Origin of the sequence: Oceanibaculum sp. (genome assembly GCF_022449305.1) — a bacterium.
Classification (GTDB): Bacteria; Pseudomonadota; Alphaproteobacteria; order Oceanibaculales; family Oceanibaculaceae; genus Oceanibaculum; species Oceanibaculum indicum.
The window spans coordinates 31,129-57,576 of the sequence record NZ_JAKUSO010000016.1; the positions used below are offsets into that span (position 1 = coordinate 31,129).

28 protein-coding genes and 1 pseudogene are annotated in these 26,448 nt (G+C 65.7%); 9 read left to right on the plus strand and 20 right to left on the minus strand.

Annotated features, from left to right (window positions below; translation table 11 throughout):
- Positions 1-117 precede the first annotated feature (117 nt).
- Positions 118-1,425: an MFS transporter gene (locus tag MK313_RS07270; protein ID WP_287780659.1), complete on the plus strand. Its 1,308-nt coding sequence runs from the start codon at positions 118-120 to the stop codon at positions 1,423-1,425.
- Between the two features lie 58 nt (positions 1,426-1,483).
- On the plus strand, positions 1,484-2,716 hold the full coding sequence (locus MK313_RS07275) for an anion transporter (protein WP_287780660.1): 1,233 nt from the start codon (positions 1,484-1,486) through the stop codon (positions 2,714-2,716).
- A gap of 7 nt (positions 2,717-2,723) precedes the next feature.
- Here MK313_RS07275 and MK313_RS07280 read toward each other — a convergent pair whose 3' ends face one another.
- The 13 genes from MK313_RS07280 to MK313_RS07340 all read right to left on the minus strand — a co-directional run bounded on the left by MK313_RS07280 (position 2,724) and on the right by MK313_RS07340 (position 13,217).
- On the minus strand, positions 2,724-3,020 hold the full coding sequence (locus MK313_RS07280) for a Nif11-like leader peptide family RiPP precursor (protein WP_287780661.1): 297 nt from the start codon (positions 3,018-3,020) through the stop codon (positions 2,724-2,726).
- Positions 3,021-3,128: 108 nt separating this feature from the next.
- On the minus strand, positions 3,129-3,794 hold the full coding sequence (locus MK313_RS07285; RefSeq protein ID WP_287780662.1) for a haloacid dehalogenase type II: 666 nt from the start codon (positions 3,792-3,794) through the stop codon (positions 3,129-3,131).
- A gap of 4 nt (positions 3,795-3,798) precedes the next feature.
- Entirely contained in the window at positions 3,799-3,927 is a 129-nt protein-coding gene (locus MK313_RS07290) for a hypothetical protein (protein ID WP_272943343.1), read from the minus strand.
- Between the two features lie 66 nt (positions 3,928-3,993).
- On the minus strand, positions 3,994-5,310 hold the full coding sequence (locus MK313_RS07295) for a c-type cytochrome (RefSeq protein ID WP_287780663.1): 1,317 nt from the start codon (positions 5,308-5,310) through the stop codon (positions 3,994-3,996).
- A 17-nt stretch (positions 5,311-5,327) separates the two neighbouring features.
- Positions 5,328-5,732 (minus strand): PepSY domain-containing protein, encoded by a 405-nt coding sequence (locus tag MK313_RS07300; protein WP_287780664.1) that lies wholly within the window; start codon positions 5,730-5,732, stop codon positions 5,328-5,330.
- A 62-nt stretch (positions 5,733-5,794) separates the two neighbouring features.
- Positions 5,795-6,892: a formate dehydrogenase subunit gamma gene (locus tag MK313_RS07305; RefSeq protein ID WP_287780665.1), complete on the minus strand. Its 1,098-nt coding sequence runs from the start codon at positions 6,890-6,892 to the stop codon at positions 5,795-5,797.
- Between the two features lie 19 nt (positions 6,893-6,911).
- The gene (locus MK313_RS07310) at positions 6,912-7,157 is read right to left on the minus strand and encodes a hypothetical protein (RefSeq protein ID WP_008942629.1); all 246 of its coding nucleotides are present in this window, start codon (positions 7,155-7,157) and stop codon (positions 6,912-6,914) included.
- A 115-nt stretch (positions 7,158-7,272) separates the two neighbouring features.
- Positions 7,273-7,872 (minus strand): formate dehydrogenase FDH3 subunit beta, encoded by a 600-nt coding sequence (fdh3B, locus tag MK313_RS07315; protein ID WP_008942630.1) that lies wholly within the window; start codon positions 7,870-7,872, stop codon positions 7,273-7,275.
- A gap of 18 nt (positions 7,873-7,890) precedes the next feature.
- Positions 7,891-10,773, minus strand: coding sequence for a formate dehydrogenase subunit alpha (locus MK313_RS07320; protein WP_121217140.1), 2,883 nt, complete (start codon positions 10,771-10,773; stop codon positions 7,891-7,893).
- A gap of 33 nt (positions 10,774-10,806) precedes the next feature.
- Positions 10,807-11,010, minus strand: a complete 204-nt coding sequence (locus tag MK313_RS07325) for a twin-arginine translocation signal domain-containing protein (RefSeq protein ID WP_008942632.1) — start codon at positions 11,008-11,010, stop codon at positions 10,807-10,809.
- 80 nt (positions 11,011-11,090) lie between these two features.
- On the minus strand, positions 11,091-11,708 hold the full coding sequence (locus MK313_RS07330; protein ID WP_287780666.1) for a molecular chaperone: 618 nt from the start codon (positions 11,706-11,708) through the stop codon (positions 11,091-11,093).
- A 239-nt stretch (positions 11,709-11,947) separates the two neighbouring features.
- Positions 11,948-12,682: a DUF3306 domain-containing protein gene (locus MK313_RS07335; RefSeq protein WP_287780667.1), complete on the minus strand. Its 735-nt coding sequence runs from the start codon at positions 12,680-12,682 to the stop codon at positions 11,948-11,950.
- Positions 12,675-13,217: a DUF3305 domain-containing protein gene (locus MK313_RS07340; RefSeq protein WP_287780668.1), complete on the minus strand. Its 543-nt coding sequence runs from the start codon at positions 13,215-13,217 to the stop codon at positions 12,675-12,677. The genes MK313_RS07335 and MK313_RS07340 overlap by 8 nt, the downstream gene beginning before the upstream one ends.
- 141 nt (positions 13,218-13,358) lie before the next feature.
- Here MK313_RS07340 and MK313_RS07345 point away from each other — a divergent pair, with 141 nt between their 5' ends.
- The gene (locus tag MK313_RS07345) at positions 13,359-15,413 is read left to right on the plus strand and encodes a 4Fe-4S binding protein (protein ID WP_287780669.1); all 2,055 of its coding nucleotides are present in this window, start codon (positions 13,359-13,361) and stop codon (positions 15,411-15,413) included.
- A 135-nt stretch (positions 15,414-15,548) separates the two neighbouring features.
- Complete coding sequence (locus tag MK313_RS07350) at positions 15,549-15,752, plus strand: DUF2892 domain-containing protein (RefSeq protein ID WP_008942637.1); 204 nt, start codon at positions 15,549-15,551, stop codon at positions 15,750-15,752.
- Positions 15,753-15,827: 75 nt separating this feature from the next.
- Here the strand turns inward: MK313_RS07350 and ccoP are convergent, their stop codons facing one another.
- From ccoP to MK313_RS07380, 6 genes are read right to left on the minus strand one after another with little or no spacing between them, the layout of a single operon-like run.
- Positions 15,828-16,703 (minus strand): cytochrome-c oxidase, cbb3-type subunit III, encoded by an 876-nt coding sequence (gene ccoP, locus MK313_RS07355; protein WP_287780670.1) that lies wholly within the window; start codon positions 16,701-16,703, stop codon positions 15,828-15,830.
- Between the two features lie 4 nt (positions 16,704-16,707).
- On the minus strand, positions 16,708-16,884 hold the full coding sequence (locus tag MK313_RS07360; RefSeq protein WP_008942639.1) for a cbb3-type cytochrome oxidase subunit 3: 177 nt from the start codon (positions 16,882-16,884) through the stop codon (positions 16,708-16,710).
- Between the two features lie 6 nt (positions 16,885-16,890).
- Positions 16,891-17,628: a cytochrome-c oxidase, cbb3-type subunit II gene (ccoO, locus tag MK313_RS07365; protein ID WP_121217126.1), complete on the minus strand. Its 738-nt coding sequence runs from the start codon at positions 17,626-17,628 to the stop codon at positions 16,891-16,893.
- A gap of 15 nt (positions 17,629-17,643) precedes the next feature.
- The gene (gene ccoN / locus MK313_RS07370) at positions 17,644-19,119 is read right to left on the minus strand and encodes a cytochrome-c oxidase, cbb3-type subunit I (RefSeq protein ID WP_008942641.1); all 1,476 of its coding nucleotides are present in this window, start codon (positions 19,117-19,119) and stop codon (positions 17,644-17,646) included.
- Positions 19,116-19,331: a hypothetical protein gene (locus tag MK313_RS07375; RefSeq protein ID WP_121217124.1), complete on the minus strand. Its 216-nt coding sequence runs from the start codon at positions 19,329-19,331 to the stop codon at positions 19,116-19,118. Before MK313_RS07375 ends, ccoN begins: the two co-directional genes overlap by 4 nt.
- 52 nt (positions 19,332-19,383) lie before the next feature.
- Entirely contained in the window at positions 19,384-20,172 is a 789-nt protein-coding gene (locus tag MK313_RS07380; protein ID WP_287780671.1) for a DUF2189 domain-containing protein, read from the minus strand.
- 141 nt (positions 20,173-20,313) lie between these two features.
- On the opposite strand from MK313_RS07380, the gene MK313_RS07385 reads away from it, so the two are divergent.
- The 5 genes and pseudogenes from MK313_RS07385 (at position 20,314) to ccoS (ending at position 25,649) form a co-directional block, all read left to right on the plus strand.
- Complete coding sequence (locus MK313_RS07385) at positions 20,314-21,099, plus strand: sulfite exporter TauE/SafE family protein (RefSeq protein ID WP_287780672.1); 786 nt, start codon at positions 20,314-20,316, stop codon at positions 21,097-21,099.
- On the plus strand, positions 21,099-22,574 hold the full coding sequence (gene ccoG, locus MK313_RS07390) for a cytochrome c oxidase accessory protein CcoG (RefSeq protein WP_287780673.1): 1,476 nt from the start codon (positions 21,099-21,101) through the stop codon (positions 22,572-22,574). Before MK313_RS07385 ends, ccoG begins: the two co-directional genes overlap by 1 nt.
- Positions 22,571-23,092 (plus strand): FixH family protein, encoded by a 522-nt coding sequence (locus tag MK313_RS07395; protein WP_287780674.1) that lies wholly within the window; start codon positions 22,571-22,573, stop codon positions 23,090-23,092. Before ccoG ends, MK313_RS07395 begins: the two co-directional genes overlap by 4 nt.
- A gap of 17 nt (positions 23,093-23,109) precedes the next feature.
- Positions 23,110-25,464: pseudogene (locus MK313_RS07400) on the plus strand (heavy metal translocating P-type ATPase).
- Entirely contained in the window at positions 25,461-25,649 is a 189-nt protein-coding gene (gene ccoS / locus MK313_RS07405) for a cbb3-type cytochrome oxidase assembly protein CcoS (RefSeq protein ID WP_008942648.1), read from the plus strand. The pseudogene MK313_RS07400 and the gene ccoS overlap by 4 nt, the downstream one beginning before the upstream one ends.
- Before the next feature lie 19 nt (positions 25,650-25,668).
- On the opposite strand, the gene MK313_RS07410 is transcribed toward ccoS, so the two are convergent.
- On the minus strand, positions 25,669-26,229 hold the full coding sequence (locus tag MK313_RS07410) for a peroxiredoxin-like family protein (protein ID WP_287780675.1): 561 nt from the start codon (positions 26,227-26,229) through the stop codon (positions 25,669-25,671).
- Positions 26,230-26,448 lie beyond the last annotated feature (219 nt).

Consider the following 26,448-nt stretch of genomic DNA (forward strand, 5'->3'; position numbering starts at 1 on the left):
CGCGGCAGGAAAATCGGTCCGGAACCTTAGCCATATCCCGCGTTAATGTTCTAGACTGTTTCCCTGATAGCCGGCGGCCTCGCCCGTCAGAAATTCCCCAGCCTGACGAACGGACCCTTGCGACAGACAATCACCACACTCAGCGCCCTCCTCCTCTCGGTCGGCATCTTGCTGCTGGGTTCCGGCCTGCAAGGCACCTTGCTGGCCGTGCGCGGCAATCTGGAAGGCTTTCCGCCCTCAATGATCGGCATGATGATGTCTGGCTATTTCGCCGGCTTCATCGCCGGCTGCGTGCTGGGCCCGCATATCGTGCGCCGGGTCGGCCATATCCGTGCCTTCTCCGTCTTTGCCGCCGTCGCCGCCTCGGTCTTCCTGCTGCATGCGCTGGCGGTCGATCCCTATGTCTGGACCGGCTTGCGCGCCATCACGGGCCTGTGCCTCGCCGGGCTCTACATGATCATCGAGAGCTGGCTGAACGAGCGCAGCCCGAACGAGCTGCGCGGCTCCATCATCTCGATCTACCGCATCGTCGATCTGACGGCGACGACCGGCGGGCTGCTGCTGCTGACGCTGGGCGACCCGCAGGATTATCCACTGTTCTGCCTAGGCGCCATCCTGATCTGCCTGGCGCTGGTGCCGGTCGGCCTGACCCGCAGCGCCGTCCCCGCCCCTATCGGCACGGTGAAGATCAGGATCGGGCGTCTCTATCGCCTGTCGCCGCTTGGCGTGGTCGGCTGCTTCGGCTTCGGTGTGGTCAGCGGCGCCTTCTGGGGCATGGGGCCGATCTTCGCCCAGGCCGGCGGCGTGCCGCTGTCGGGCGTGGCCTTCTTCATGGCCGCGGTGATGATCGGCGGCGCGCTGGCACAATGGCCGGTCGGCTGGCTGTCGGACCGGTATGACCGCCGCACCATCCTGGCCGGCACCGTGTTCCTGGCCAGCCTGTCCGGGCTGATCCTGATCGCGCTGTACGGCATGCCGCAGCAGTTCCTGCTGGTGGGCTCCGCGCTGTTCGGCGCGCTGATGATCCCGGTCTATTCGCTGTGTATCTCGCACGCCAACGACTATATGGAGCCCGGCGACTTCGTCGAGGCCTCCTCCGGCCTGCTGCTGCTGAACGGCGCCGGCGCGGTGGTCGGGCCGCTCGTCGCCTCGATCCTTATGGAGGCAACGGATGCCCGCGCGCTGTTCGCCTTTACCGCCCTTGTCCATGCCGGCATGGGCGGCTTCGCGCTGTACCGCATGACCCGCCGCCCGCCGAAACCGGCCGAGGAGCAGGGCGACTTCATCGCCGTGCCGCGCAGCACGCCGGCGGTGTTCCAGCTCGACCCGCGCGCCGAGGAGGAAGAGGAGGGCGAACCGATGGCCTCGACGCCCATGGCATCACCGCCGGACGATCCTGCGCCGCCGGAGGAAACGCAGCGCTGATTGCCAAGGGCGCGAAAAGGGTCCAGAAGGGATCATCCTTCCCTTCAGGCGTTCCCGCATGAGCGATACTGTCGATGTCGGCCTGATCCTGGCGGTCTTCGCCGCGACCTATATCGGCATGGCGCTGGGGCGCTTCCCCGGCCTCAGCATCGACCGTGCGGGCATCGCCCTGCTGGCTGCCATCGTACTAGCGGTGACGGGTGCTGTGACGCCCGCCGGCATTCTGGACGCCATCGACTTCCCGACCCTGTTCGTGCTGTTCGGGCTGATGATCCTGTCGGCGCAGTTCGATGCCAGCGGCTTCTACGACTGGTGTTCGCTGCGCATCGCCGGCCTCGAACGCTCCCCGGTCTGGCTGCTGGGTGCCGTCGTGGCCACCTCCGGCCTGCTGTCGGCGGTGCTGGCCAATGATGTGGTGGTGTTCGCGATGACGCCGCTGCTGTGCGCCGGGCTGCTGGCGCGCGGCCTCGACCCCCGGCCCTATCTGATTGGTCTTGCCGGTGGTGCCAATGCCGGATCGGCGGCGACGCTGATCGGCAACCCGCAGAACATCCTGATCGGCCAGACTGGCGGCCTCGATTTCTGGGCCTTCCTCGCCGCCTGCGCGGTCCCGGCGCTGATCGGGCTGGCCAGCGTGTTCCTGATCATCTGGCTGGTCTGGCGCGGCCGGTTCGAGGCGGATACGCCCTCTGTCCCGGCGCTCCCAATCCAGCCGTTGGACCGCGCGCATCTGCTGAAAGGAATAGTCGCGGTAACCGCCCTGCTGGCGCTGTTCGCCACGCCGCTGCCGCATGCCGTCAGCGCGCTGATCATTGGTGGCGCGTTGCTGGTCAGCCGGCGGCTTGAGACGCGCGCCCTGTTCGCCAAGGTGGACTGGCCGCTGCTGGTGCTGTTCGCCGGCCTGTTCGTGGTGACCGAGGCGCTGGCCGCGACCGGCCTGCCGAGCCGCGCCGTCGATCTGCTGGCAGCAAGCGGCTTCTACCCCGACCGGCTGGCCGTACTGGCGCCAGTCGCCATCCTCGGCAGCAACACCATCGGCAATGTGCCGGCGGTGATCCTGCTGCTTTCGGTCTGGCCGGACCTGACGGCGGAGACGCTCTATGGCCTTGCCATCCTGTCCACGCTGGCCGGCAATCTGCTGATCGTCGGCAGCCTGGCCAACATCATCACCGTGGAACGCGCGAAGAGCGCCGGCGTGCGGCTGGGCTTCGCCGAACATGCGCGCTGCGGCATCCCGATGACGCTGCTGTCACTGGCCGGTGCCGGCCTGTGGCTGTGGTTCAGCGGCTGATGACTGCTTACGCAGGGCGACCACTCATATCGCCGTCAAGCAAGTAACGTTGGATAATCTCGAAAGCAGTGCGCCCTGCGGTTCCGCCTGCAACCGCTTCCAGCTGCTCGTCGGACAGTGCGCCCCCTTCTGCTGACGCGGCGTTTACAACCTGCTCAATATCCGCCCCCTCGACCGCATAGCCGTGCTGCGTGGCGAACGCTGCCAGATCGGCGGGCTGGCGGACTGCCGACCGCACCGCATCGGCAAGATCAGCATCGTTCGCCAGGTCGCTCAGAAACCGCTCCATCTCTGCTTTACTCATGATTATTCTCCCGGATTTCAAACTGGGAGAAGCATCTCAGACAAGACGGCAGGACACTGTGCAGAACGTCCCGGCACGACTGCCCATTCGTTCTGCGATACTAAAAGATCAGGCGAGCAGCGCCGGGATATCTGTGAGGAAGCGGATGGCATGGCGCGGCTGCACACCCAGCTCCTCCATCTGGCCGGTGCTGCGCTGGATCCACACGCTCTCGAAGCCGTAATGGCTGGCGCCGGCCACATCGAAGCCGTTGGAGGAGACGAACAGGATCTCGTTCGCCGGCAGGCCCAGCGTATCGGTGACGATCTTGTAGGCCGCGTCATGCGGCTTGAAGACCCGCACCGGATCGACGCTGATCACGGCCTCCAGCAACGTGTCGAAGCCGGCATTGCGCACCACCGCGTCCAGCATGGCCGGACTGCCGTTGGAGGCGATGGAGAGGCGGATGCCCATCTCCTTCAGGCGCTTCAGCGCCTCGGCCGCCTCGGCATGCGGGGAGAGCCGCAGATATTCCCCCATCAGCCGGTCGAGATCGGCCTCGACAGGAGTGATCCCCTGGTTTTTCAGGGCATAGACCAGCGCATCGCGCGTGACCGCCCAGAAATCCTCATAGCGGCCCATCAGGCTGCGCAGCCAGGTATATTCCAGCTGTTTCAGCCGCCAGAGCTGTGACAGTGCCGCGCCCTTGCCAGGAAACATCTCCTCGCAGAGCGCGCGCACCGAATGGACATCGAACAGCGTGCCATAGGCATCGAAGGCGATGGCCCTGGCCATGGTTCTAGAGCCGCACCGACCCGTGCGAGGACTGATAGACCTTGCCGACATTCGGGTTGATGCTGGTCAGCAGCACGCCAGCGCCGATGGTGATGACCAGCAGCGCGATGACACTCGCCAGAAACGCCTTCATGATACTCCCCCCTTCATGTAGCGGGCCTAGTTGGACCCAGTTTAGCATTGTTCACCCGATCGCACCTCATGGCGTGGTGACCTGGCGCAGATAGGCGATCAGGGCGTCGCGATCCTCCTGACGCACCAGCTTCTGCAGCGGCATCTTGCTGCCGGGCGTCACCACATCCGGGCCTTTCGTGAACAGGTCGCCAATGGTCTCGGCGGTCCAGACGATGTCGCTGTCGAGCAGTGCCGGCGAATAGGGATAGCCCTCGACCGTGCCGGCCTTACGGCCGAAGATACCGTGCAGCGTCGGCCCGGCGCGGTTGCCGCCATCGGCCGTCACCGTATGGCATGGCCCGCAGCGCCGGAAAATGGCCGCCCCCTTATCCTGCGGTGCGGCGGCGGTGGCTGCCGCCGTCTCCACCGGTTCGCCCCCCGAGTCGCCCAAAGGTTGGCCGGTGGCCGCATCCCACAGCCGGACCACCGAATCATTGCCCGCCGCCAGCACGCGCTTGCCGTCCGGCGTGTAGGCCAGCGCCCAGACCGGCCCGCCGCGTCCGGCCAGTGCATGGACCGGCTTTTCCTCGCCGGCCTTCCACAGCCGCACCATGCCGTCAATGCCGCCGCTGGCGAAGCCCTTGCCATCCGGCGCCACCGCGATATCGAGTATTGGACCCTTATGGGCGATGCGGCGGCTGGTCTCCTCGCCCGTTGCGGTGTTCCAGCGCCGCACCGTCTCGTCGGACCCGCCGCTGAGGAGCGCGCCGTCCGGCAGATAGGCCAGCGCATTCACGCTGAATTCGTGGCCCGTCATCTCCCGCAGCAGGCGGCCATCGGCCAGGTTCCACAGCCGGATGATCCCGTCATAGGCCGCAGTGGCGAGCATCTTGCCGTCGGGCGAGAAGACGGCGTCGTTCACATTGCTCTGGTGCCCCTCGAACCGGCGGATCAGGCTGCCATCCGCCGTGCTCCACAGCGCCGCAGAGCCGTCCCAGCCGGCCGAGGCGATCACCTTGCCGTCCGGGCTGAGGGTCAGCGCCACGATGCGGCCGGCATGGGCTTCCACCACCCGGGCCGGCTGCGTGACGCCGAAGCGCCAGAAGATCAGCTTGCCATCATCCCCGGCGGTCGCCGCCCGCTGCCCGTCCGGCAGGACGACCACGGCGTTCACCGCCGCCTCATGGCCGTGCAGGATCGAGTTCGCTTCGCCGCGGTCGAGCGACCAGAGGATGACCGAATAGTCGAAGCTGGTGGTTACCGCCCGCTGCCCGTCGGGGGCGACGGCAACGCCCCGGACCGGGCCGCCATGGCCAGCAAGCTGAGCCCGGGCATCGCCTGCCAGCACAGACAGGCCCAGGATCAGGACAGACAGGACCGAGAGGACAGGGCGAAAGACCATGCTGCCCGGCTCCCCGCTCAGTTGCGCGGGGCGGGCCGGTTGGTCATGCGGCGCATCTCGCTGCCGGAGGAATCGAGGCGCGCCTCGTAGGAATCCGTGGCGGAGGTCTCATAGCCGGTCGTGCGATGCTCAAAAGCCGAGATGAGGTTACCGGTCATCGGATCAACCAGCAGCGTCGTCACCATAAAGGCGGCATTGCCTGCCCCCTCGCCCGTGCGCATCACCTTGGCGGCATAGACGGGCTTGCCGTCATGTTCCGCCAGCCGGACATCCAGCACGCGGACATTGTACATCTCCGCCAGCTTCTTGCCGGCCTCATCCGTGCTGAGCTGCGCCGAAGCCGGAGCAGCCATCGCGCCGAGGCAAAACAGGGCCAGGCCCGCTGCGGCGGCAAGGGAGTTTCGGCGGATAAGACGCGGCACGGGGACTACTCCATCGGTTCCGGAGGGCTGCGGAGAGGCAGCTTCGGTCAATCGTCGTCTGGTCAATCGTCGCCGGGGGCGGGTGCGCCACGCGCGGCCCCACGGGCCTTGCGCTCTTCTTCCTTCACCTCATCGACCCACAGCGAATGATGCTCCTTTGCCCAATTCTCGTCCACCATACCGCTGCCCATCGCATCGAAGGCGCCTTCCATGCCGACCGTGCCAATGTAGATGTGCGCGATGATGAGGACCAGCAGCACCAGCGCGACGACGGCGTGCCACAGCTGCGACAGCTGCATCTCCTGCATCATCGTCAGGTTCTCCGGCAGGCCGAAGCCGAAGACGTTCAGCGCCGCGAAGGTCTTGCCGAAGAAGGCGAACTCGAACGGGAACATGAGCGCCAGGCCGGACAGGCTGACCGAAATACCGCCCAGCACCACGGCCCAGAAGATGATCTTCTGGCCGGCATTGAACTTCTTTGCGGGCGGGTGCTTGTGCTTGGAGAAGATACCGCCGCCCTGGGCAAACCAGGTGAGGTCCAGCTTGCTCGGGATGTTGTCCTTGATCCACAGCACGAGGATCAGAACGATGCCCAGCATGAAGGCAAAGGAAATGTAGTTATGGATGTACTTGCCGGCGAGGCTGATGGCGGAGAATGCCTCCGGCCCGATTACCGGCAGCAGCACATAGCGGCCATAGAGGATGTTCAGGCCGGTCAGGCCCAGCGCGATGAAGCTGACGGCGGTCAGCCAGTGCGAGAAGCGCTCCAGACCGTTGAAACGCTCGATCAGCCGGCCGCTCTTGCCATGCTCGATGCGGATGCGCCCGCGCACCACGAAGAACAGTGCCAGCAGGCCCAGCATGCCAACCATGCCCCACACGCCCCAGGTGGAGAGCGGGCCATTGCGGAAGGCGCGCCAGTTCTCGCCTTCCGACTGGATCAGCACACCGGCCTTCTTGTCGGGGATCGAGACATAGCCCTGCTCGCCCTGGCGGATGGCGCGCCAGACGTCGGACTTGCCGGCATCGGCGGGAGCCTGCTGGGCATGGGCACCGGCAGCGATGCCCGTCAGCCGTTCCGCAGCCGGCATGCCGCCCAGCAGCAGCACGGCCAGCGACAGGATGGCGAAGAGACGCGGGATGAAATTCCGGACGTTCATGTCTTGCGCTCCCCTGACCTTACATCCACTGCTTTTCGGCACGCTTGTTCAGCTGTTCGACGGTCGAGGGGTCCAGCTTCTCGCCATCGACGACCTTGCCGATATAGTTGCCCTTGTCGAACAGCAGGATGCGGCCCTGCTCCTCCTCACGGCACCCCTGCAGCAGGAAACCCGCCACAAGCAGCAGGGACACGGCCATCAGGCCGGACACCCTTTTCATCTCGCCGCGCCGGTTCTCGCCGGCTCCGATCAGTGCCTTGAGCATGGATCGACCCCCATCCTGTCTCTTGCTTCTTCTTCTGCTTCTTCCACCGGATCGGGATATCGGGACCGCCAGCCTAAGGCGGACGGCCCCGTCATCCGGTACAGCCAGCGGCGTATCAGCCGCCGGCCTTCGCTTCGTAGGCGGTGCCCCAGCCCCAGGCGCCCGACCCGAAGCCGCGGGCGACGACGCGCTCGCGGTAGATGTCGGACACCACGTCGCCGTCACCGGCCAGCAGCGCCTTGGTCGAGCACATCTCGGCGCAGAGCGGCAGCTTGCCTTCGGCGATACGGTTGCGGCCGTACTTGTGGAACTCCGCCTCGGAATTCGCGGCCTCTTCCGGACCGCCGGCGCAGAAGGTGCACTTGTCCATCTTGCCGCGGGTGCCGAAATTGCCGGCCTGCGGATACTGCGGCGCGCCAAACGGGCAGGCATAGAAGCAGTAGCCGCAGCCGATGCAGGTGTCCTTGTTGTGCAGGACGATGCCCTCGGCCGTGGTCACGAAGCAATCGACCGGGCAGACCGCCTTGCACGGCGCGTCAGAGCAGTGCATGCAGGCCACAGAGATCGACTTCTCGCCGGGCTTGCCGTCATTGATGGTGACGACGCGGCGCCGGTTGATGCCCCAGGGCACCTCGTGCTCGTTCTTGCAGGCGGTGACGCAGGCGTTGCATTCGATGCAGCGCTCGGCGTCGCACAGGAATTTCATGCGGGCCATATCTTACGTCTCCCCTTCTTATGCGCGCTCGATGCGGCAGAGCGTGGTCTTGGTTTCCTGCATCTGCGTCACCGAGTCATAGCCATAGGTCTGTGCGGTGTTGGTCGATTCACCCAGCACATACGGATCGGCACCCTGCGGGTATTTCGCCCGCTGATCCTTGCCCTGGAATTTGCCGCCGAAATGGAAGGGCATGAAGGCCACGCCCTTGCCGACGCGTTCGGTCAGCATTGCCATCACATGCACCTTGCCGCCTTCCGGACCGTGCACCCAGACCATCTGGCCGTCCTTGATGCCGAGATTGTTGGCATCGACCGGATTGATCTCGACGAACATGTCCTGCTGCAGCTCGGCCAGCCACGGGTTCGACCGGCTCTCGTCACCGCCACCCTCATATTCGACCAGACGGCCGGAGGTGAGGATGATCGGGAACTCCTTCGAGAAGTCGTTCTTCTGGATCGACTCGAAGAGCGTCGGCAGGCGATGCATCTTGCGGTCCTTGTAGGTCGGGTAGTCGGCCACAAGGTCGCGGCGCGGCGAGTAGAGCGGCTCGCGGTGCAGCGGAATCGGGTCCGGGAAGTTCCACACCTCGCAGCGCGCCTTGGCGTTGCCGTAGGGGGCGCAGCCATGCTTGATGGCAACGCGCTGGATGCCGCCCGACAGGTCGGTCTTCCAGTTCACGCCGCCGATCTTGTCGCCGCCGACCTTCTGGATCGCCGCCATCTCGTCAGCGGTCAGATCCTTGTCCCAGCCAAGCTTCTGCAGCATCGCCATGGTGAACTCGGGATAGCCGTCCTCGATCTCCGAGCCGACCGGCCAGGAGCCTTCGGCCAGCAGCGTCTCGCCATTGCGTTCCACGCCATAGCGGGCGCGGAAGCCCATGCCGCCCTCGGCGACCGGCAGCGAGATATCATAGAGGTTGGCCGAGCCCGGATGCTTCATCTCCGGCGTGCCCCAGCACGGCCAGGGCAGGCCGTAGAAATCGCCATCGGCCGGGCCGCCCTTGGCGCGCAGGCTGACCTTGTCGAAGGTATGCTGGTTTTCCATGTGCATCTTCAGCCGTTCCGGCGACTGGCCGGTATAGCCGATGGTCCACATACCCTTGTTCCATTCGCGGGTGATGTCCTCGATGTTCGGCTCGTTGCCGTCCACCTTGATGTGCTTGAACATCTCCTTGTCGAAGCCGAACTTCTTGGCGAACAGATACATGATCTCGTGATCGGTCTTCGCCTCGAAGATCGGATCGACCACCTTCTCGCGCCACTGCAGCGAGCGGTTCGACGCGGTGACGGAGCCATAGGTCTCCATCTGCGTCGCGGCCGGCAGCAGATAGCAGCCATCCTTGCGGTCATGCAGCACGGCGGAGACCGTCGGCACCGGATCGATGACGACGAGAAGGTCCAGCTTCTCCATCGCCTTCTTCATGTCCGGCAGGCGGGTCTGCGAGTTCGGCGCATGGCCCCAGAACACCATGGCGCGGACATTGTCCGGCTGGTCCATGTTGCCCTTGTCTTCCAGCACGCCGTCGAACCAGCGCGACACCGGAATGCCGGACCGCTCCATCAGCTCCTTCGACTTGAACTTCTTCAGCAGATAGTCGTAGTCCACGTCCCAGACGCGGGCCCAGTGCTGCCAGGAACCGGTCGCCAGGCCATAATAGCCGGGCAGCGAGTCCATCAGCACGCCGAAATCCGTGGCGCCCTGGACGTTGTCATGGCCGCGGAAGATGTTGGTGCCGCCACCGGCCACGCCGACATTGCCCAGCGCCAGCTGCAGGATGCAGTAGGCGCGGGTGTTGTTGTTGCCGTTGGTGTGCTGCGTGCCACCCATGCACCAGACCAGCGTGCCGGGCTTGTTGGTCGCCATCAGGCGCGCGACGCGCTTCAGCTGCGAGCCGGGAACGCCGGTGACGCGCTCGACTTCCTCAGGCGTCCACTTCGCGACCTCCGGCCGGACCTTGTCCATGCCATAGACGCGCTTGGCGATGTATTCCTTGTCCTCCCAGCCATTCTCGAAGATGTGCCAGAGGATGCCCCAGATCAGGGCGACGTCGGTGCCCGGACGGAAGCGCACGAATTCGTCGGCATGCGCGGCCGTGCGGGTGAAGCGCGGGTCGCACACGATCAGCGGCGCGCCGTTCTGCTCCTTCGACTTCAGGATGTGCTGCAACGACACCGGATGGGCTTCCGCCGGGTTGCCGCCGATGAAGAACATCAGGCGGCTGTTCATCATGTCGTTGTAGCTGTTGGTCATCGCACCATAGCCCCAGGTGTTCGCGACACCGGCGACCGTGGTGGAGTGGCAGATGCGGGCCTGATGGTCGATGTTGTTCGTGCCCCAGAAGGCGGCGAACTTGCGCATCAGGTAGGCCTGCTCGTTGCTGTGCTTGGCGGAGCCCAGCCAATAGACCGAATCGGGGCCGGACTGCTCGCTGATCTGGAGCATCTTGTCGCCGATCTCACCGATCGCCTGCTCCCAGCTCACGCGGGTCCACTTGCCGTCAACCAGCTTCACCGGATATTTCAGCCGGCGCTCGCCATGGGTCAGCTCGCGGATCGACGCGCCCTTGGCGCAGTGCGACCCCATGTTGAACGGGCTGTCGAAGCCAGGCTCCTGCCCGGTCCACACGCCGTTCTGCACCTCGGCGATCACCGTGCAGCCCACCGAGCAGTGGGTGCAGACCGTCTTGGCGGTCTTGATCTCACCGCCGAAGGCCGGGCTGGCCGCCGGTGCCTTGCGCACCATGCCGCCGGTAAAGGCACCAGCCATCGCCACGCCGCCAGCCGCGAGGCCGGAGCGCTTCAGGAAGGTACGGCGGTCAATGGCGCCGCCGGTGAGGCTGGCCAGCGCCTGGCTGAGGCGCGGACGGGCCGCTACTGCATCCGATTTTTTCTTGAGCATTGTCTTCTCCCGCTCCCTACTGGCTGCCAGCGCTTAATAGCGGGCCAGCTTGTAGAAGGTCTTCACATGCTGGGTTTCGCGATAGCCCTTGTGGTCGCCGACCGTCTCGCTGACCTCGGCGGCTTCGGCCTCGCTGCCGCCCGCGACGGCCATGGCAGCACCTGCCACGGCACCGACACTGGCGACGCGCAGGAAGTCGCGGCGATGCGCCGAAACCGGCTTGTCTTGCTGCTTCATGATGCGTCCTCCTCAACCCTCAAAAAACGTACAACCCGTTCAAAACTCTGTCCGGCTTGCGCCAGTCGCTTACGATTCCGTCACGCTTCCATCCCGAAGGCGTCGCGTTCGATATCGATCAGCAGCCGGCCGATCGTCCCGACCGGCTGATACAGCCGCGCATGGCGCGCACGCTCCAGATCGCCGAAGAAGCGGCCAGCCCAGGGGGACAGATGCCGCTGGAAAAACTCGTTCTGGACCGCAAGCGGTGCCGGCGCGCCGAAACTGCCGGCTATCAGGCCGGCCATCATCTCGCACAGCGCGGCGATGTGATCCTCCGGCTCCTTCACGTCCTCGGCGCGCGCAATCCCCAGGCGCGCCATGTCGCCGCGCAGATGGGCCAGCGGCTTTTCGTTCAGGAACCCAGTCAGATAGTAGGAGCCGTAGGGCATCAGCTCGCCCCGTCCCACACCAATGAAAAGATTGAAATATTCTTCTTCCGCCTGGGAGGGCGTGGTCTGCTGCGCGAGGCGCGACAGGACGCCAAGCGCGCGGCCCATGTCGGTGCCGTCATCCTGGCTGTCGAAACCGGCGGCAAGGGACAGCACGGCCTGATCGGCCGGCGCCGCCAGAAAGCGCGCCAGGAAGCCGTACCAGTTGGCCCGCAGAAGGTCTTCTTCCGCCATCATATGCTGAATATGCGCAGCCGCGTCAGGCATCTGCGTCGTTTCGCTCCCTCAACACCAAATCCAAGTGGCACCCCATTGTTTTCCCGCCCGTTTATCTGTGGCGAGCCGGGTGTGCCTTATTGGTCTTACCAATAGCCTATGCCAATCAAATTCCAAGGTCTAGCAGAAACGGCAGGCCGGCGAGCGGTGGTGGCAAGTTCTGAGGAATATCGGAACAGAAGATTGCAAATGACAATCGATCTTAATTGAATAATAAGGGTGACGTTAAATTAAGAACGATTATCACTCTTATCTTCGGATTCCTGTTCGGCAGCTTCACCTTCCGGCACTGCCTCCTCATCCACCGAGGCGGCCTTAGCCTGTTCGGATGCCTTCTCCGGCTCACCCTGCTCCGGCGCTGTATCAGTGTCAGGCGCATTGGATTCCGCCGCGCTCCCATCCTCGGCAGACGCTGCATCGCGCTCTGCGGCTTCGGCCTCTTCGGCATCGATCCGTGCCTGCCGCGAGGCGGTATAGACGGAGTGATTCTCCGCCAGTTCCTCGTCGGTCAGAAAACCGCGCCCGACCTGGTAGGAGCTTTTCATGCCCTCGATCACGGTTGCGGCGTCGGTGAAATCCTCCTCATAGTCGTTCAGCCCGTCCAGGCAGGCGAAGACCGGATCGGAGGTCCAGAGCTTGCGCAGCGCCCTGCGCTGCAGGGTCTTCGGCACTTCCTTGCGCAGGAACTGCGTGAAGTCCGACTCGACCGTCAGGCTGTCGATATCGGGCAGGGAATCGGCATCGAACGGTGCCTCCTGCGGCTGCTGATCGCGGCGGGCCGGCTGAACCGACTGTTCCCGTGCCGGCGCTTCCGGCGGCAAGGCTGCCTGCCGGGTTTCCTCCGCACGATCGTCCTGTATTACCGGCGCAGCACCACCACGCCGCACCGACGTCTGGCCCGGTGCCTGGGTGCGGGCCTTCTGCTTCAGCCGCGACCAGCGCGACAGGAACGGGCGCTCAGCCATGACGCCCCCCTTCCCGTATCGGCTTGCCATAGGCATCCAGCGGCAGCGGCGAGTCGGGCCGCTTCTCCTTGTGCTTGTCGCGCTGGCGCTTCACGAAGGGCTGCTCCACATGGTTGCCGTCGATGAAATCCTGCATCCAGCCCATCACGACGTCCGGCATCGCCACCGGTTCGACGATCTCGTCACCACTGATCAGATACTCCTCCGCCTCGTAGGGCGAGACGGTGACCAGCAGCGGCTGGAAGGCGAAATCCTCCGGCGCATCGGGATCGCGGCGCAGCACGATATAGACGACCGGCTGCTCCATCGACAGATTGTGCAGATAGGCCGGTGTCTGCGTCCGGTGCAGCCAGACCGGCAGCGTCGCAGCGTGGTAGCGCACCCAGCCCTCGCCCCGAACCATCTCGGTCCAGCCCTCAACATCCGGCGCACCGGGAATGACGGCGACCGGCTGGAACCGCCAGTCCTGCCAGGGGCTTGCCGATTTGTGGCGTTCGATGACGATGCCCATCGGCATCGAGATATCCTTGCTCATCGCTCCTCCCGAGCGTACGGCGCGCGTGGCTATTGCCCGCGATTGGTCTTACCACCAGTATATAGCGCAACAAGGCGGAATGATGTATCCGCCTGTAAAAACCAAGAATGACAGCAAACGACCGATGACCGAGGAACACCCATGACGGACGCCCAGCGCCGCATTCTCGCCTGCACCTGCCGGGGTACCATGCCGCTCGACGGCAAGGCCCTGAACGCGGCCTGCGGCCAGGCCGTCGGCGATGTTCACGAGGAGCTGTGCCGCGCCGGGATCGACAGCTTCCGCCGTACCGCCGCGCAAGGAAATCCCTTCATCGTCGCCTGCACCCAGGAAGCGCCGCTGTTCGCCGAGGTGATGGAGGAGGATGGCAGCGACGCCTCCATTTCCTTCGTGAATATCCGCGAGCAGGCCGGCTGGGCCGAGCAGGCCCGGAACACCACGCCCAAGATGGCCGCCCTGCTGGCCGAGGCGATGGTGGAAATCGAGCATGCCACCAGCGTCACCCTGAAGTCGGAAGGCGTGTGCCTGATCTATGGCCGTGACGAGCAGGCTATCGAAGCTGCACGCCAGCTTGCCGGACGGCTGGACGTCACGGTGCTGCTGTCGAAGCCGGGCGACATCATCCCGCCGCGGCTGATGGACATCCCGATCTTCAAGGGCAGCATCGCCCGCGCCGCCGGCCATCTCGGCGCCTTCGAGATCGTGGTGGACGATTACGCGCCGCTGATCCCCTCCTCCCGCGCGGCGCTGGCCTTCGAGGCCGGCAAGAACGGCGCTTCGTCGCGCTGCGACCTGATCCTGGACCTGACCGGCGGATCGCCGCTGTTCCCGTCGCATGAGCGGCGCGACGGCTATTTCCGCCCCGACCCCGGCAATCCGGCGGCGGTGCAGAAGGCGCTGTTCGAGATGACCGATCTGGTCGGCGAATTTACCAAGCCGCGCTATGTGAATTTCCAGGCCGATCTGTGCGCGCATGGCCGCAACCACAAGACCGGCTGCACCCGCTGCCTGGATGCCTGTCCGGCCTCGGCCATCAGCTCCGCCGGCGATGTGGTCGCCATCGATCCCTATCTGTGCGGCGGCTGCGGCGCCTGTCACAGCGTCTGCCCGACCGGCGCGGCCAGCTATGCCATGCCGCCCAGCACCTCGCTGCTGGCGCGGCTGCGCACCCTGCTCTCCACCTACCGTGAGGCCGGCGGGCGCAAGCCGGTGATCCTGGTGCATGACGAGCGGCACGGCGCCGACCTGATCTCGCTGATGGCGCGGTTCGGGCGCGGCCTGCCGGCAAATGTCATCCCCTTCGCGGTGAATGAGGCGATGCAGACCGGTCTCGACCTGCTGACCGGCGCGCTGGCCTATGGCGCCAGCCATGTCGCGGTGCTGGTCTCCACGAAGAAGCAGGGCGAGCTTGCTGGCCTCGCGCAGCAGGCCGGCCTCGCCGAGACCATCATGGCCGGCCTTGGCTATGACAGCGGCCGCGTCGCGGTGCTGGTCGAGGATGATCCCGATGCGCTGGAAGCGCAGCTTTATGCGTTGCCGGGGCTGGATCCCGCGCAAGCCGGCGACTTCCTGCCGATGGGCGGCAAGCGCGCCATGCTGTCGCTGGCGCTGGGGCATCTGCATGATGCCGCCCCGGCCCCGGTCGATATGATCCAGCTGCCCGCCGGCGCGCCCTTCGGCGCCCTGAAGATCGATACCGAGGGCTGCACGCTGTGCCTGTCCTGCGTCAGCGTCTGCCCGACCGGTGCTTTGACCGACGATCCCGACCGGCCCTTCCTGGGCTTCCAGGAGGATGCCTGCGTGCAGTGCGGCCTGTGCAAGGCGACCTGCCCGGAAAAGGTGATCGCACTGGAGCCCCGCATTAACTTCACCGCCGAGGCGCGCGCCGTCCTGCCGATCAAGCAGGAGGAGCCGTTCGAGTGCGTACGCTGCGGCAAGCCGTTCGGCACCAAGGGCTCGGTCGAGCGCATCGTCGCCAAGCTGCAGGACCACCCGATGTTCCAGGACCCTGCAGCGCTGGAGCGCATCAAGATGTGCGAGGATTGCCGCGTCATCGTGCAGTTTGAGAACGGGAACAACCCGTTCGCCGGCAAGGCACGGCCGCTGACCCGCACCACCGACGATTATCTGCGCGAGCGCGAGGAAGGCCTCGCCGAGGGCACCCTCGCCGGCAAGGACGATCCGAAGAAGACATAAGGGCGCGGCATTCGGACGCGTTTTGGTCCAAGTCCTCTTTGCGGTCTTTTATATGTTAATATTCAAATATATATTAACAATGTGAGGCAGCCGCCGGATCGGCCGGCCGGCTATTCAAAGCCAAGGGGGTTCAACATGACGCAGAATGTTGGCGGTATCGACCGCACTCTCCGTATCGTCGCCGGTCTGGCGATCCTGTCGCTGCTGGTGCTGCTGGACGGCAACGAACGCTGGTGGGGCCTTCTCGGCCTGGTGCCGCTGACGACCGCCCTGCTGCGCTGGTGCCCGGCCTATACGCTGATCGGCGTGAACACCTGTCCGGCCAGGACCGCCGACTGAACCGGCGAACCCAACAACGAAAAGGCCGGCTCCGTTTCCCGGAACCGGCCTTTTCTCCCCCTCTACGACCTTGTGCTATTCGCCGCCGCCCAGCGCATGGACATAAACGGTCAGCTGCTTGATCGTCGATTCGTCCAGCCGCCCGGCCCAGCCCGGCATGACACCGAAGCGGGCATTGGTGATCGATTCGACCACCTTGGCCTTGCTGCCACCATAGAGCCAGATATCGTCGGCGAGGTTCGGCGCGCCCAGTTCCCGCATGCCCTCGCCCTTCTCGCCATGGCAGGCAGCGCATTGCGCGACGAAAATCTCCTCGCCCCGCCCTGCTGCCGCCTTGTCGGTGCCGTGGCCGCTCAGCGACAGGACATATTCCGCAACGTCGTTGATCTCCTCGCGGTTCAGGATGCCGTCGCGGCCGAAGCGCGGCATCTCCGAATAGCGCGCATCGGCACTGCTGTTCCGGATGCCGTGCAGGATGGTGTACTGGATATCCTCCAGCGAGCCGCCCCACAGCCATTCGTCATCGACCAGCACCGGGAAGCCGGTATTGCCGGAGCCGCCGGCACCGTGGCAGCCCGCGCAATTATCCGCGAAGGCGACGCGGCCGCCGGCCAGCGCGAAGGACAGCAGGTCGGCATCGCCACGGATTTCCTGCAGCGAGGCGCTGGCGATACGGTCATGCATGACCGCCTGGTCGGCACGCTTCGCGGCGATCTGCTCCTTGATCTCCTCGCGCTGCACATAGCCCAGCACGCCCTTGGTGTAGCCGCCGCCCATCAGGTTCGGCCAGGCCGGGTAGAGCACCCAGTAGCCGATTGCCCAGATGATCGTGGCGTAGAAGGTGTACATCAGCCATTTCGGGGCCGGGTTATCCAGCTCGCGGATGCCGTCCCACTCATGGCCTGTGGTTTCGGTATCGGTCACCGGGTCCTTGATACGGTTGGTCGCCATCGCCTCACTCCTTCCCGCTGCCGTTGCCGTTCTCGTCACGCAACGGGATCTGGCTTGCCTCGTCATATTTCCTGCGGCCTCCGGGGCGCAGCGTCCAGAGCACCAGGCCGACGAACAGCATCATCAGCCACAGGCCCCAATAGCCGCGCAGGAACCCCGCAATTTCCTGAAGGATTTCCATCGCGCCCTACTGCCGCAGATCGTCGAGATCGTGGGCGCTGAAATCGACCAGCGTGCCCAGCATCTGCATGTAGGCGACCAGCGCATCCATCTCGGTCAGCCGCTTCGGATCGCCGTCGAAATCCCCGACCACCGCCTTGGGGTAGCGCGCCTGCAAGGCAGCATGGTCGCCGTCCGGGTCGGCCTGGGCCAGAAGGTCGGCCTTTGCCTCGGCAATCATCTCGTCGGTATAGGGCACGCCGACCCGGCGAAGTGCGACCAGATGGCCGGCGATATCGTCGGTGCGGATCAGCTTATCCGCCAGGAACGGATAGGCCGGCATCACCGATTCCGGCACCACGGCGCGCGGATCGATCATGTGCACCACATGCCATTCGTTGGAATATTTGCCGCCGACACGCGCCAGATCCGGGCCGGTGCGCTTGGAACCCCACTGGAACGGATGGTCGTACATGCTCTCCGCCGCCAGGCTGTAATGGCCATAGCGCTCGACCTCGTCGCGGAACGGACGGATCTGCTGGCTGTGGCAGGCATAGCAGCCTTCGCGGATGTAGATGTTGCGGCCGACCTGCTCCAGCGGGGTATAGGGGCGCACGCCCTTCACCCGCTCGATGGTGGTCTCGATCGTGTAGAGCGGCACGATCTCCACGATGCCGCCGATCGAGATGGTCAGCAGCACGAGGACCAGCATCAGCAGGCCGTTCTTCTCAAGCCGCTCATGGCTGAACAATGCGGTTTTCGCCATTGGTCTGATCCTCGCTTACTCGGCCGGGCGCAGCGCGCCGCTGCGCGGCGTGGCGGCAATCGGCAGCTCGGCGCGGGTATCGCCGCGCACCGTGCGCACCAGGTTGTAGACCATGATCAGCGCGCCCAGCAGGAACAGCACCCCGCCCAGCGCCCGGATCACATAGAAGGGATGCATGGCCGCCACGGTCTCGACGAAGGAGTACTGCAGGAAGCCCAGATGATCGTAGGCGCGCCACATCAGACCCTGCATGATGCCCGAAACCCACATCGCGGTGATGTAGAGCACGATGCCCAGCGTCGCGATCCAGAAATGCCAGCCGACGAGGCGCAGCGAATACAGCTCCTCACGCTTCCACAACTTGGGCACCAGGTAATAGACCGCCCCGAAGCTGATGAAGGCGACCCAGCCCAGCGCGCCGGAATGCACATGGCCAACCGTCCAGTCGGTATAGTGCGACAGCGCGTTCACCGCCTTGATCGACATCACCGGCCCCTCGAAGGTGGACATGCCGTAGAAGGCGACGGCGGTGACCAGGAATCGCATCACCGGGTCGGTTCGCAATTTGTCCCACGCCCCCGACAGGGTCATGATGCCGTTCACCATGCCGCCCCAAGACGGCACCCACAGCATGATCGAGAAGGTCATGCCCAGCGTCTGCGCCCAGTCCGGCAGCGCCGTATAGTGCAGGTGATGCGGGCCAGCCCAGATGTAGAGGAAGATCAGCGCCCAGAAATGGATGATCGACAGCCGGTAGGAATAGACCGGCCGCTCCGCCCGCTTGGGCACGAAATAGTACATCATGCCGAGGAAGCCGGCGGTCAGGAAGAAGCCGACCGCGTTATGGCCGTACCACCATTGCAGCAGCGCATCCTGCACGCCCGAGGCCGCCGAATAGCTCTTCAGCCCGAAGAACGAGACCGGCATCGCCAGGTTGTTGAAGATGTGCAGCACCGCGATGGTGATGATGAAGGCCATGTAGAACCAGTTGGCCACATAGATGTGCGTCTCCTTGCGGGTCAGCACGGTGCCCATGAAGATCACCAGATAGACGACCCAGACCAGCGTCAGCCACAGATCGACGTACCATTCCGGCTCGGCATATTCCCGGCCCTGGGTCACGCCCATGACGTAGCCCAGCGCCGCCATGACGATGAAGAACTGGTAGCCCCAGAACACGAAGCGCGCCAGCGACGGCCCGCCGAACAGGGCGGTGCGGCAGGTCCGCTGCACCACATAGAAGGAAGTACCCAGCAGCGCGTTGCCGCCGAAGGCGAAGATCGCCGCCGAGGTGTGCAGCGGGCGCAGCCGCCCGAAGGTGGTGAACTCGATCCCCAGATTGAGGGCCGGAAAGGCCAGCTGGAAGGCAATGTAGGTGCCCGCCAGGAAGGCAACGACGCCCCAGAACACGGTGGCGATCACGAACAGCCGGACGACTTCCTCGTCATATGCCGGGCTGATATCAGCCGGTTTCATGGCGACAGCGCTCATGGCACGGTTTCCCCAATCTTGTCGGCAGGCTGCTTCTTTGCTGCGTCGAAGCTGCGCCGCATCAGGTCGAAGACGAACAGGCAGGCAAAGCCCAGCAGCCCCAGCCCGAAGATATAAAGGGCGCTATCGCGCGTGCCGGCGGCCAGGAACAGCCCCAGCACCCCCAGCACGGCGACGACCGCGCCCAGCGGCCACATCAGTGGATCCTTCATCGCAATGCACCCCCGCGATTCGTGCGTTTGAATTGGCGATTGAAAAAAATGGTCACGCTTCCTCGATCTCGATCAGGTCGCGATAGGCATGCCAGCTCGCGAAGCCGATCAGCGGGAAGGTGACAAGAAGCCCGACATAGGCGACCGCGATGCCGGCGCCGATGAACAGGGTGACAAGCGCCCCCCAGCCGATCATCACCAGCGGGTTGCGCGCGACAGCCTTCAAGCTAGCCAGCACCGCCGTGACCGCGTTCACGTCGCGGTCCAGCAGCAGCGGGATCGACACCACGCTGATCGCCAGGGTCAGCGCCGCCAGCACGCCACCAACCAGCGTGCCGACGATCAGGAAGGGCAGCCCCTCCGCCGACAGCAGCGTGCTGGAGATCAGCAGCTCCCAGCTCGGCGGCTGGGTCCCGAAGAACAGCGCGAAGATCAGGAAGGCCAGCCTGATCCAGGCCAGCAGCAACAGCATCAGCACCACGCCGACGCCCATGATCTGCCCCGGATTGGCCTTCCAGGCCGTCATCGCGTCGCCCAGCGTCGGCCGGATGCCGTAGGACAGCTTGCGGCTGACCTCATACAGGCCGACCGCCAGCACCGGCCCCACCAGCATGAAGCCGGCGGCCAGCGGCAGCACCAGATAGAACAGCCCCAGCAGCCACAGCCCCAGGGTCAGCAGGAAGCTGCCGACGACGAACAGCGCGCCATAGGCCAGGGCCACGCCCGGCACCGCCTGGAAATCGCGCCAGCCGGCCGACAGCCACGCCCACGGACGATCCGGCGCCATTGGCCGGATGGTGATCCGCAACGCGCCACTTCCAGAAGAAACCGCTTCGCTCATGAAAGTCCCCCCTCCAGGATTTCCCGCACTATCGGTCAGGAGGCCGGCGGCTGCCTTGATCTGGATCAATGAGTTTTTGCAGCGCAACAACGCATGATGCCGCTGTATCCCCATCCCCTGCACACGCTATATTAGAATATCATGTTTCTGGACTCCGATCCGCTCCTTCTCGAACTGCTCGCCGCAGGTTATGCCCATTGCGCCAGCGCGGTTTCGGGTGTGGTCTCGACGCAGGGCGGCCTGTTCGGCGGCATGTTCCTGGCCGGGCTGGTGGGCAGTGCGGCGCATTGCGTCGGCATGTGCGGCCCGTTCGTGCTGCAGCAGGCGGCGGATCGCGCGCAGTCGGTCCCGGCCGCTCGGATGAGCGAATTCACCCGTATCTCCGGTGCCTTGCTGCTGCCCTATCATCTGGGGCGGCTGACCACCTATGCCGCGCTGGGCGCTGGCGTCGCGGCGCTGACCGGCAGCCTGGCGCAGCTTTCCTGGTTCGGCTGGCTGCCTTCCCTGCTGCTGGCGCTGGCGGCCTTGCTCTTCCTCACGGTGGCGCTGGAGCGGCTCGGCCTCCTCCGGCGGCTGCCGGTTCCCGCAGTGGCGGTTCCCTGGTCCGGCTTGGTCAGCCGTACCGCCGCGCCCCTGCTGCGGGGCGGCGGCGCGCTGCGCGGCTATCTGCTGGGTCTGGTGCTTGGCTTCATTCCTTGCGGCTTGCTGTATGGCGCCTTTGCCGCCGCCGCCGGCACGGCCGATCCGCTGGCCGGCGGGCTGGCGCTCCTCACCTTCGGGCTTGGCACCGTTCCGGCGCTGATCGGCGTCGCGCTGGCCGGCGGCCTCGCCTGGCGGCGCTGGCAAGCCCCCCTCACCCCGGTTCTGCCGCTGCTGATGCTGGTCAATGCCGGCATGCTCGGCTACCTCGCCTGGAGCATGGCCTGATGAATACGCATCATATCAGCGCCGACACGCATGAACTGCCGCATCCGCCGGAACAGGAAAAGCCGCGCAAGGCGCTGTTCGCCAACCGGCCGAAAGCCTATCCGAAATGGATCGTCGGCCGCTTCCGCCGGATGAAGTGGGCGGTAATGGCGCTGCTTCTGGGTCTGTATTACCTGGCCCCCTGGCTGCGCTGGGACCGCGGGCCCGGCGCGCCGGATCAGGCGATCCTGGTCGATATGCCCGGTCGCCGGCTGTATTTCTTCTTCCTCGAGATCTGGCCGCAGGAAGTCTATTACCTGACCGGCGTGCTGATCCTTGCCGCTGTCGGGCTGTTCCTCGCCACCTCGCTGCTGGGCCGGGTCTGGTGCGGCTTCACCTGCCCGCAGACGGTGTGGACCGATTTGTTCCTGATGGTCGAGCGCTTCGTGGAGGGCGACCGCGCCCAGCGCATCCGGCTGGACAATGGCCCGCTGACCCTCAACAAAGTCACAAGAAAAGTCACCAAACATCTGATCTGGCTGGCGATTGCGGTCGCCACCGGCGGCGCCTGGATTTTCTATTTCAACGACGCGCCGACCCTGATGGGCGACATCCTGCGCTTCGACATCTCGCCTACCATCCTGTTCTTCGTCGGCCTGTTCACCGCCACCACCTATCTGCTGGCCGGCATCGTGCGCGAGCAGGTCTGCGTCTATATGTGCCCCTGGCCGCGTTTCCAGGCGGCGATGCTGGACGAGCATTCGACCACCGTCACCTATCAGGCCTGGCGCGGTGAGCAGCGCGGGCCGAAGCGCAAGACGGAAAGCTGGGAGGGGCGCGGCGACTGCATCGACTGCAACCAGTGTGTCCAGGTCTGCCCGACCGGAATCGACATCCGCGACGGCCAGCAGCTTGACTGCATCGGCTGTGGCCTGTGCATCGACGCCTGCAACGAGGTGATGGTGAAGATCGGCCGCCCCGGCGAGCTGATCACCTTCGACACGCAGATGAACCAGACCGCCCGCGCGGCGGGCCAGCCCACCGGCGGGCTGCACATCTTCCGCCCGCGCACGCTGATCTATCTCGCCGTGCTGGCCATCGTCGGCGGCGTCATGCTGGCCAGCCTGATGAGCCGCAGCGATGCCGACCTGTCGGTGCAGCGCGACCGCGTGCCGCTGTTCGTGCAGCTTGGCAATGGCCGCATCCAGAACAGCTACACGCTGAAGATCCTGAACAAGGAACGCGCCGACCGCAGCTTCGAGATGACGATCCCCGCCCTGCCGCAGGCGGAATTGTCGCTCGTCGGCCATGAGGAGGAGGCCGGCCAGGCTGCCACCCTGACCGTGAAGCCGGACAGCGTCGGCAGCTACCGCATCCATGTCCGCATGCCGCGCGAGGCGCTGCAGGGGGCGAGCACGCCGGTCAGCTTCCTTCTGCGTGACGCGGCGACCGGTGAGTCCTATTCTATCGACACTGTATTCCTGGGGCCGAAATGAGCATGACCGACCGCCTGCCCGACGGCATGAGCACCACTGGAGAGCACCGGCGCGGACGCTGGTATCCCTGGCTGTTCGTCGGCTTCTTCGCCGTGGTGTTCGCCGTCAACGCCATCATGATCGGCATCGCGCTCTCGACCTGGACGGGGCTTGAAACCCGCGATCATTACCGCAAGGGGCTGGCCTATAACGACGTCATCGACAGGCAGACCGCCCAGCAGGCGCGTGGCTGGCAGGTATCGCTCGGCTGGACGGCGCTGGAAGCTACGCGCGGCGAGCTGAAAGTCACCCTGCAGGACGGCAGGGGCAACCCGATCAATGGTGCGGGCGTGGTGGTGGAACTGCGCCGCCCGACCGATGCCGGGCTCGACCGGCTGGTGCCGCTGGTGGCACGCGGCGACGGCTTCTATGCGGCGCGCGAGACGCTGCCCGCAGCCGGCAACTGGAATGCCCGGCTGGTGATCCGTAACGGTGACGACACCCATATCCAGATGGAACGGCTCTGGATCGCCGAATAGGCGACACCGGGTCCGCCATGACCGAGTCCTGCCTGCATTGCGAACAGCCGATCCCTGACGGATTTCCGGCTGCGGCGCAATTCTGCTGTAACGGCTGCGAGGCGGCCTATCACACCATCCGGGGGCTGGGGCTCGACACCTATTACGCCCGGCGCAGCATCGACCCCGCCCTCGCCCCACCGCAGCCGGAGGAAGATGCGCCGGCGCGCGATTACGCCGCCCTCGTCCAGCACGGCGATGACGGCATCGACCGGCTTTACCTGATGGTGGACGGGCTGCATTGCGCGGCCTGCGTCTGGCTGATCGAAAGCGTGCTGGCCCGGCATGCCGGCGTGGTCGCGGCGCGCCTCAACATGACGACGCGCCGGCTGCGCCTGGAATGGCGGGCAGCGGAGGCCGACGCGAATGCGCTGGTCGCGGCGATTACCGCGCTGGGCTACCGCGTTGCCCCCTTCGACCCCGCCCGGCTGGCCGACACGCAGTCGCAGACCGAACGCACGCTGCTGCGCTCGCTGGCGGTTGCCGGATTCGCCGCCGGCAATGTGATGCTGTTGTCGGTCGCCATCTGGGCCGGCCATTTCCAGGATATGGGGCCGGCAACGCGCGACCTGATGCACTGGGTCTCGGCGCTGATCGCCCTGCCCGCCATCGCCTATTCCGGCCAGCCCTTCTTCCGTTCCGCCCTCTCAGCACTTGCCGCCCGGCGTACCAACATGGATGTGCCGATCTCCATCGGCGTCGTGCTGACGGCGGGGGTCAGCCTGCTGGAAACCATGCGCGGCGGGCCGCACGCCTATTTCGACAGTGCCATCACCCTGCTGTTCTTCCTGCTGATCGGCCGCTATCTGGATGCCCGCGCGCGCGGCAAGGTGCGCGGCACGGCGGAACATCTGCTGGCGCTGAACGCCACCGCCGTCACGGTACAGCAGGCGGATGGCGGCACGAAGCTTCTGCCGGTCGAGCGCGTCGCCCCCGGCATGATCGTGCTGGTGGCGGCGGGCAGCCGCGTGCCGGTGGACGGGCGGATCACCGACGGGCAGTCCGATCTGGATACCAGCCTGATCACCGGCGAGAGCCTGCCCGGCACCGCCGGTCCCGGTGATATGGTGCATGCCGGCACGCTGAACCTGACCGCCCCGCTGAAGCTGACCGTCACGGCGGTCGGCGAGGGCACGCTGCTGGCCGAGATCGTCCGCCTGACGGAGACCGCCGAGCAGGGCCGCGCGCGTTATGTGGCGCTGGCCGACCGTGTCTCGCGGCTCTATGCGCCGGTGGTGCATCTTCTGGCGCTCATCGCCTTCCTCGGCTGGATCGCGCTGGGTGGCCTCGCCTGGCAGCCGGCGCTGATGATCGCGGTGGCCGTCCTCATCATCACCTGCCCCTGCGCGCTGGCGCTGGCCGTGCCCTCGGTGCAGGTGCTGGCGACCGGGCGGTTGATGCGGCGCGGCATCCTGCTGAAATCAGCCACCGCGCTGGAGCGGCTGGTCCATGTCGACCGGGTCGTCTTCGACAAGACCGGCACGCTGTCTCTGGGCCGGGCGGAGCTGAGCGATACCGACTTGCCGTCTTAAGTCCTGGAACTGGCCGCCCGCATCGCCGCGGCCAGCCGGCATCAGCTGGCGCAGGCGCTGGTGAAGGCGATGCCGGGCGCCACCGCGCCGGACGGCGTGCGGGAGGAGCCGGGCGCCGGCCTCGCCTGGGGTGATATCAGGCTGGGCAGCCGGCGCTGGACCGGTGCATCCGGCGATACGGCAGCCGATTCGGACGGGCCGGAGCTCTGGCTGGCACGGCCGGGCGAGCCGCCGGTGCGCTTCCGCTTCCGCGACACGCTGCGCGCCGATGCCGCCGACATCGTCACCGCCCTGAAGGCACGCGGGGCCACACTCTCCCTACTGTCGGGCGACCGGCCGGGCAGTGTCGAGGCGACGGCGCACGCCGCCGGCATCGTGGACTGGCGCGCGGAATGCCTGCCAGCGGACAAGGTGACGGCGATCCGCGCCTGGGTCGATGCCGGCGAAAAGGTGCTGATGGTGGGCGACGGGCTGAACGACGCCCCGGCGCTGGCGGCGGCCACCGTCTCGCTGTCGCCGGCCAGCGCGGCGGAGATCAGCCAGAACGCCGCCGACGCGGTGTTTCAGGGTGAGCGCCTGTCGCCAATCCTGGAAATCCTGGCGGTGGCGACGAAGGCCGACCGGCTGGTCCGGCAGAACTTCGCCATCGCGCTCGGCTATAATATGCTGGCGGTGCCGCTGGCGATGGCCGGCCATGTGACGCCGCTGATCGCCGCGATTGCCATGTCCAGCTCCTCCATCCTGGTCATCGGCAACGCGCTGAGGCTGAACTGGGGACCAAAGGACGGAAACCGCGCATGAGCGTCCTGCTCTACCTCATCCCTGTCGCGCTGGCGCTCGGCCTTGCCGGGCTGATCGCCTTCCTGTGGGCGCTGCGCAACGGCCAGTTCGAGGATCTGGACGGCGAAGGCAGCCGCATCCTGTTCGACGAAGAGGACAAGCCGGCAAAACGCAAGAGGCCGGAGGACGAACCCCCGGCCTCCTGATGCCTGCAATGGCGGCCGATCAGGCGGCCGCGGTGTGGTCGATCACCTCGCCGCGCGCCGGATAGTCGTTCTTGATGACGAAATCGAGCGCCCCCAGGATTTCCTGAAAGTTCGGCCGGGCGAAGGGCATGGTCTGCACTGTGCCGAAATAGAGCGTGCCGTCCGGCCGCACCAGGAACAGGCCCGGCTCGCTGAACAGCGCCGGCTCCACCACGCCGGTCGAGGTCTTGCCCTTGCTGGTGGAGATATACAGCCCCCACGCGCGGGCTTCCTCCAGCGGCAGGCCATAGGCGACCCGCAACCGGTCGAGCTTCCAGACCGCCTTGGCCTCGTCCGCGCGCTCCCCGCTGTCGGAGGAGATCGCCACGACATCCACGCCGCGCTCGGCGAAGGCCTCCAGCTTGCTCTGCAGGTCGGCGAGATAGCGCCCGCAGATCGGGCAGTGCAGCCCGCGATAGAACACCAGAAGGGTGAAATTGGCGGGCTTCGTCTCGCCCAGCGTGAAGCGCCCGCCGCCAGCCAGCGGCAGGTCGAGTGCCGGCACCTTCTGGCGCGGCATCAAGGGGGTGATGGAACTCATGACCGGATACTCCCGATGAGATTGCTGAAGATGACGCACAGCTAATCATCCCGGGGGGCCGGCTGCCAGACACACCCGCTTCACTATCCCGTGAAAGCGGCCTCATCGGCGCGAAAATGACAGCAATTTTAGCGGTTATTGACGCACATCAAGGAATAGCCGGATACCGTCTGATCCAATGGCAGGGATATCATAACCGTTGGACCCGCCCGATGATCG

Excerpts from the sequence above, each read along its gene's own strand:
- MK313_RS07380 (WP_287780671.1), bottom strand. The coding sequence starts at position 20,172 with ATGAGCGAAGCGGTTTCTTCTGGAAGTGGCGCGTTGCGGATCACCATC.
- MK313_RS07330 (WP_287780666.1), bottom strand. The coding sequence starts at position 11,708 with ATGCCTGACGCGGCTGCGCATATTCAGCATATGATGGCGGAAGAAGAC.
- MK313_RS07320 (WP_121217140.1), bottom strand. The coding sequence starts at position 10,773 with ATGCTCAAGAAAAAATCGGATGCAGTAGCGGCCCGTCCGCGCCTCAGC.
- MK313_RS07305 (WP_287780665.1), bottom strand. The coding sequence starts at position 6,892 with ATGAACGTCCGGAATTTCATCCCGCGTCTCTTCGCCATCCTGTCGCTG.
- MK313_RS07385 (WP_287780672.1), top strand. The coding sequence starts at position 20,314 with ATGTTTCTGGACTCCGATCCGCTCCTTCTCGAACTGCTCGCCGCAGGT.
- MK313_RS07375 (WP_121217124.1), bottom strand. The coding sequence starts at position 19,331 with ATGAAGGATCCACTGATGTGGCCGCTGGGCGCGGTCGTCGCCGTGCTG.
- MK313_RS07325 (WP_008942632.1), bottom strand. The coding sequence starts at position 11,010 with ATGAAGCAGCAAGACAAGCCGGTTTCGGCGCATCGCCGCGACTTCCTG.
- MK313_RS07350 (WP_008942637.1), top strand. The coding sequence starts at position 15,549 with ATGACGCAGAATGTTGGCGGTATCGACCGCACTCTCCGTATCGTCGCC.
- MK313_RS07340 (WP_287780668.1), bottom strand. The coding sequence starts at position 13,217 with ATGAGCAAGGATATCTCGATGCCGATGGGCATCGTCATCGAACGCCAC.
- MK313_RS07275 (WP_287780660.1), top strand. The coding sequence starts at position 1,484 with ATGAGCGATACTGTCGATGTCGGCCTGATCCTGGCGGTCTTCGCCGCG.
- MK313_RS07335 (WP_287780667.1), bottom strand. The coding sequence starts at position 12,682 with ATGGCTGAGCGCCCGTTCCTGTCGCGCTGGTCGCGGCTGAAGCAGAAG.
- MK313_RS07345 (WP_287780669.1), top strand. The coding sequence starts at position 13,359 with ATGACGGACGCCCAGCGCCGCATTCTCGCCTGCACCTGCCGGGGTACC.
- MK313_RS07410 (WP_287780675.1), bottom strand. The coding sequence starts at position 26,229 with ATGAGTTCCATCACCCCCTTGATGCCGCGCCAGAAGGTGCCGGCACTC.
- ccoN (WP_008942641.1), bottom strand. The coding sequence starts at position 19,119 with ATGAGCGCTGTCGCCATGAAACCGGCTGATATCAGCCCGGCATATGAC.
- MK313_RS07310 (WP_008942629.1), bottom strand. The coding sequence starts at position 7,157 with ATGCTCAAGGCACTGATCGGAGCCGGCGAGAACCGGCGCGGCGAGATG.
- ccoG (WP_287780673.1), top strand. The coding sequence starts at position 21,099 with ATGAATACGCATCATATCAGCGCCGACACGCATGAACTGCCGCATCCG.
- MK313_RS07290 (WP_272943343.1), bottom strand. The coding sequence starts at position 3,927 with ATGAAGGCGTTTCTGGCGAGTGTCATCGCGCTGCTGGTCATCACCATC.
- MK313_RS07295 (WP_287780663.1), bottom strand. The coding sequence starts at position 5,310 with ATGGTCTTTCGCCCTGTCCTCTCGGTCCTGTCTGTCCTGATCCTGGGC.
- MK313_RS07285 (WP_287780662.1), bottom strand. The coding sequence starts at position 3,794 with ATGGCCAGGGCCATCGCCTTCGATGCCTATGGCACGCTGTTCGATGTC.
- ccoO (WP_121217126.1), bottom strand. The coding sequence starts at position 17,628 with ATGGCGAAAACCGCATTGTTCAGCCATGAGCGGCTTGAGAAGAACGGC.
- MK313_RS07360 (WP_008942639.1), bottom strand. The coding sequence starts at position 16,884 with ATGGAAATCCTTCAGGAAATTGCGGGGTTCCTGCGCGGCTATTGGGGC.
- MK313_RS07395 (WP_287780674.1), top strand. The coding sequence starts at position 22,571 with ATGAGCATGACCGACCGCCTGCCCGACGGCATGAGCACCACTGGAGAG.
- ccoS (WP_008942648.1), top strand. The coding sequence starts at position 25,461 with ATGAGCGTCCTGCTCTACCTCATCCCTGTCGCGCTGGCGCTCGGCCTT.
- fdh3B (WP_008942630.1), bottom strand. The coding sequence starts at position 7,872 with ATGGCCCGCATGAAATTCCTGTGCGACGCCGAGCGCTGCATCGAATGC.
- MK313_RS07280 (WP_287780661.1), bottom strand. The coding sequence starts at position 3,020 with ATGAGTAAAGCAGAGATGGAGCGGTTTCTGAGCGACCTGGCGAACGAT.
- ccoP (WP_287780670.1), bottom strand. The coding sequence starts at position 16,703 with ATGGCGACCAACCGTATCAAGGACCCGGTGACCGATACCGAAACCACA.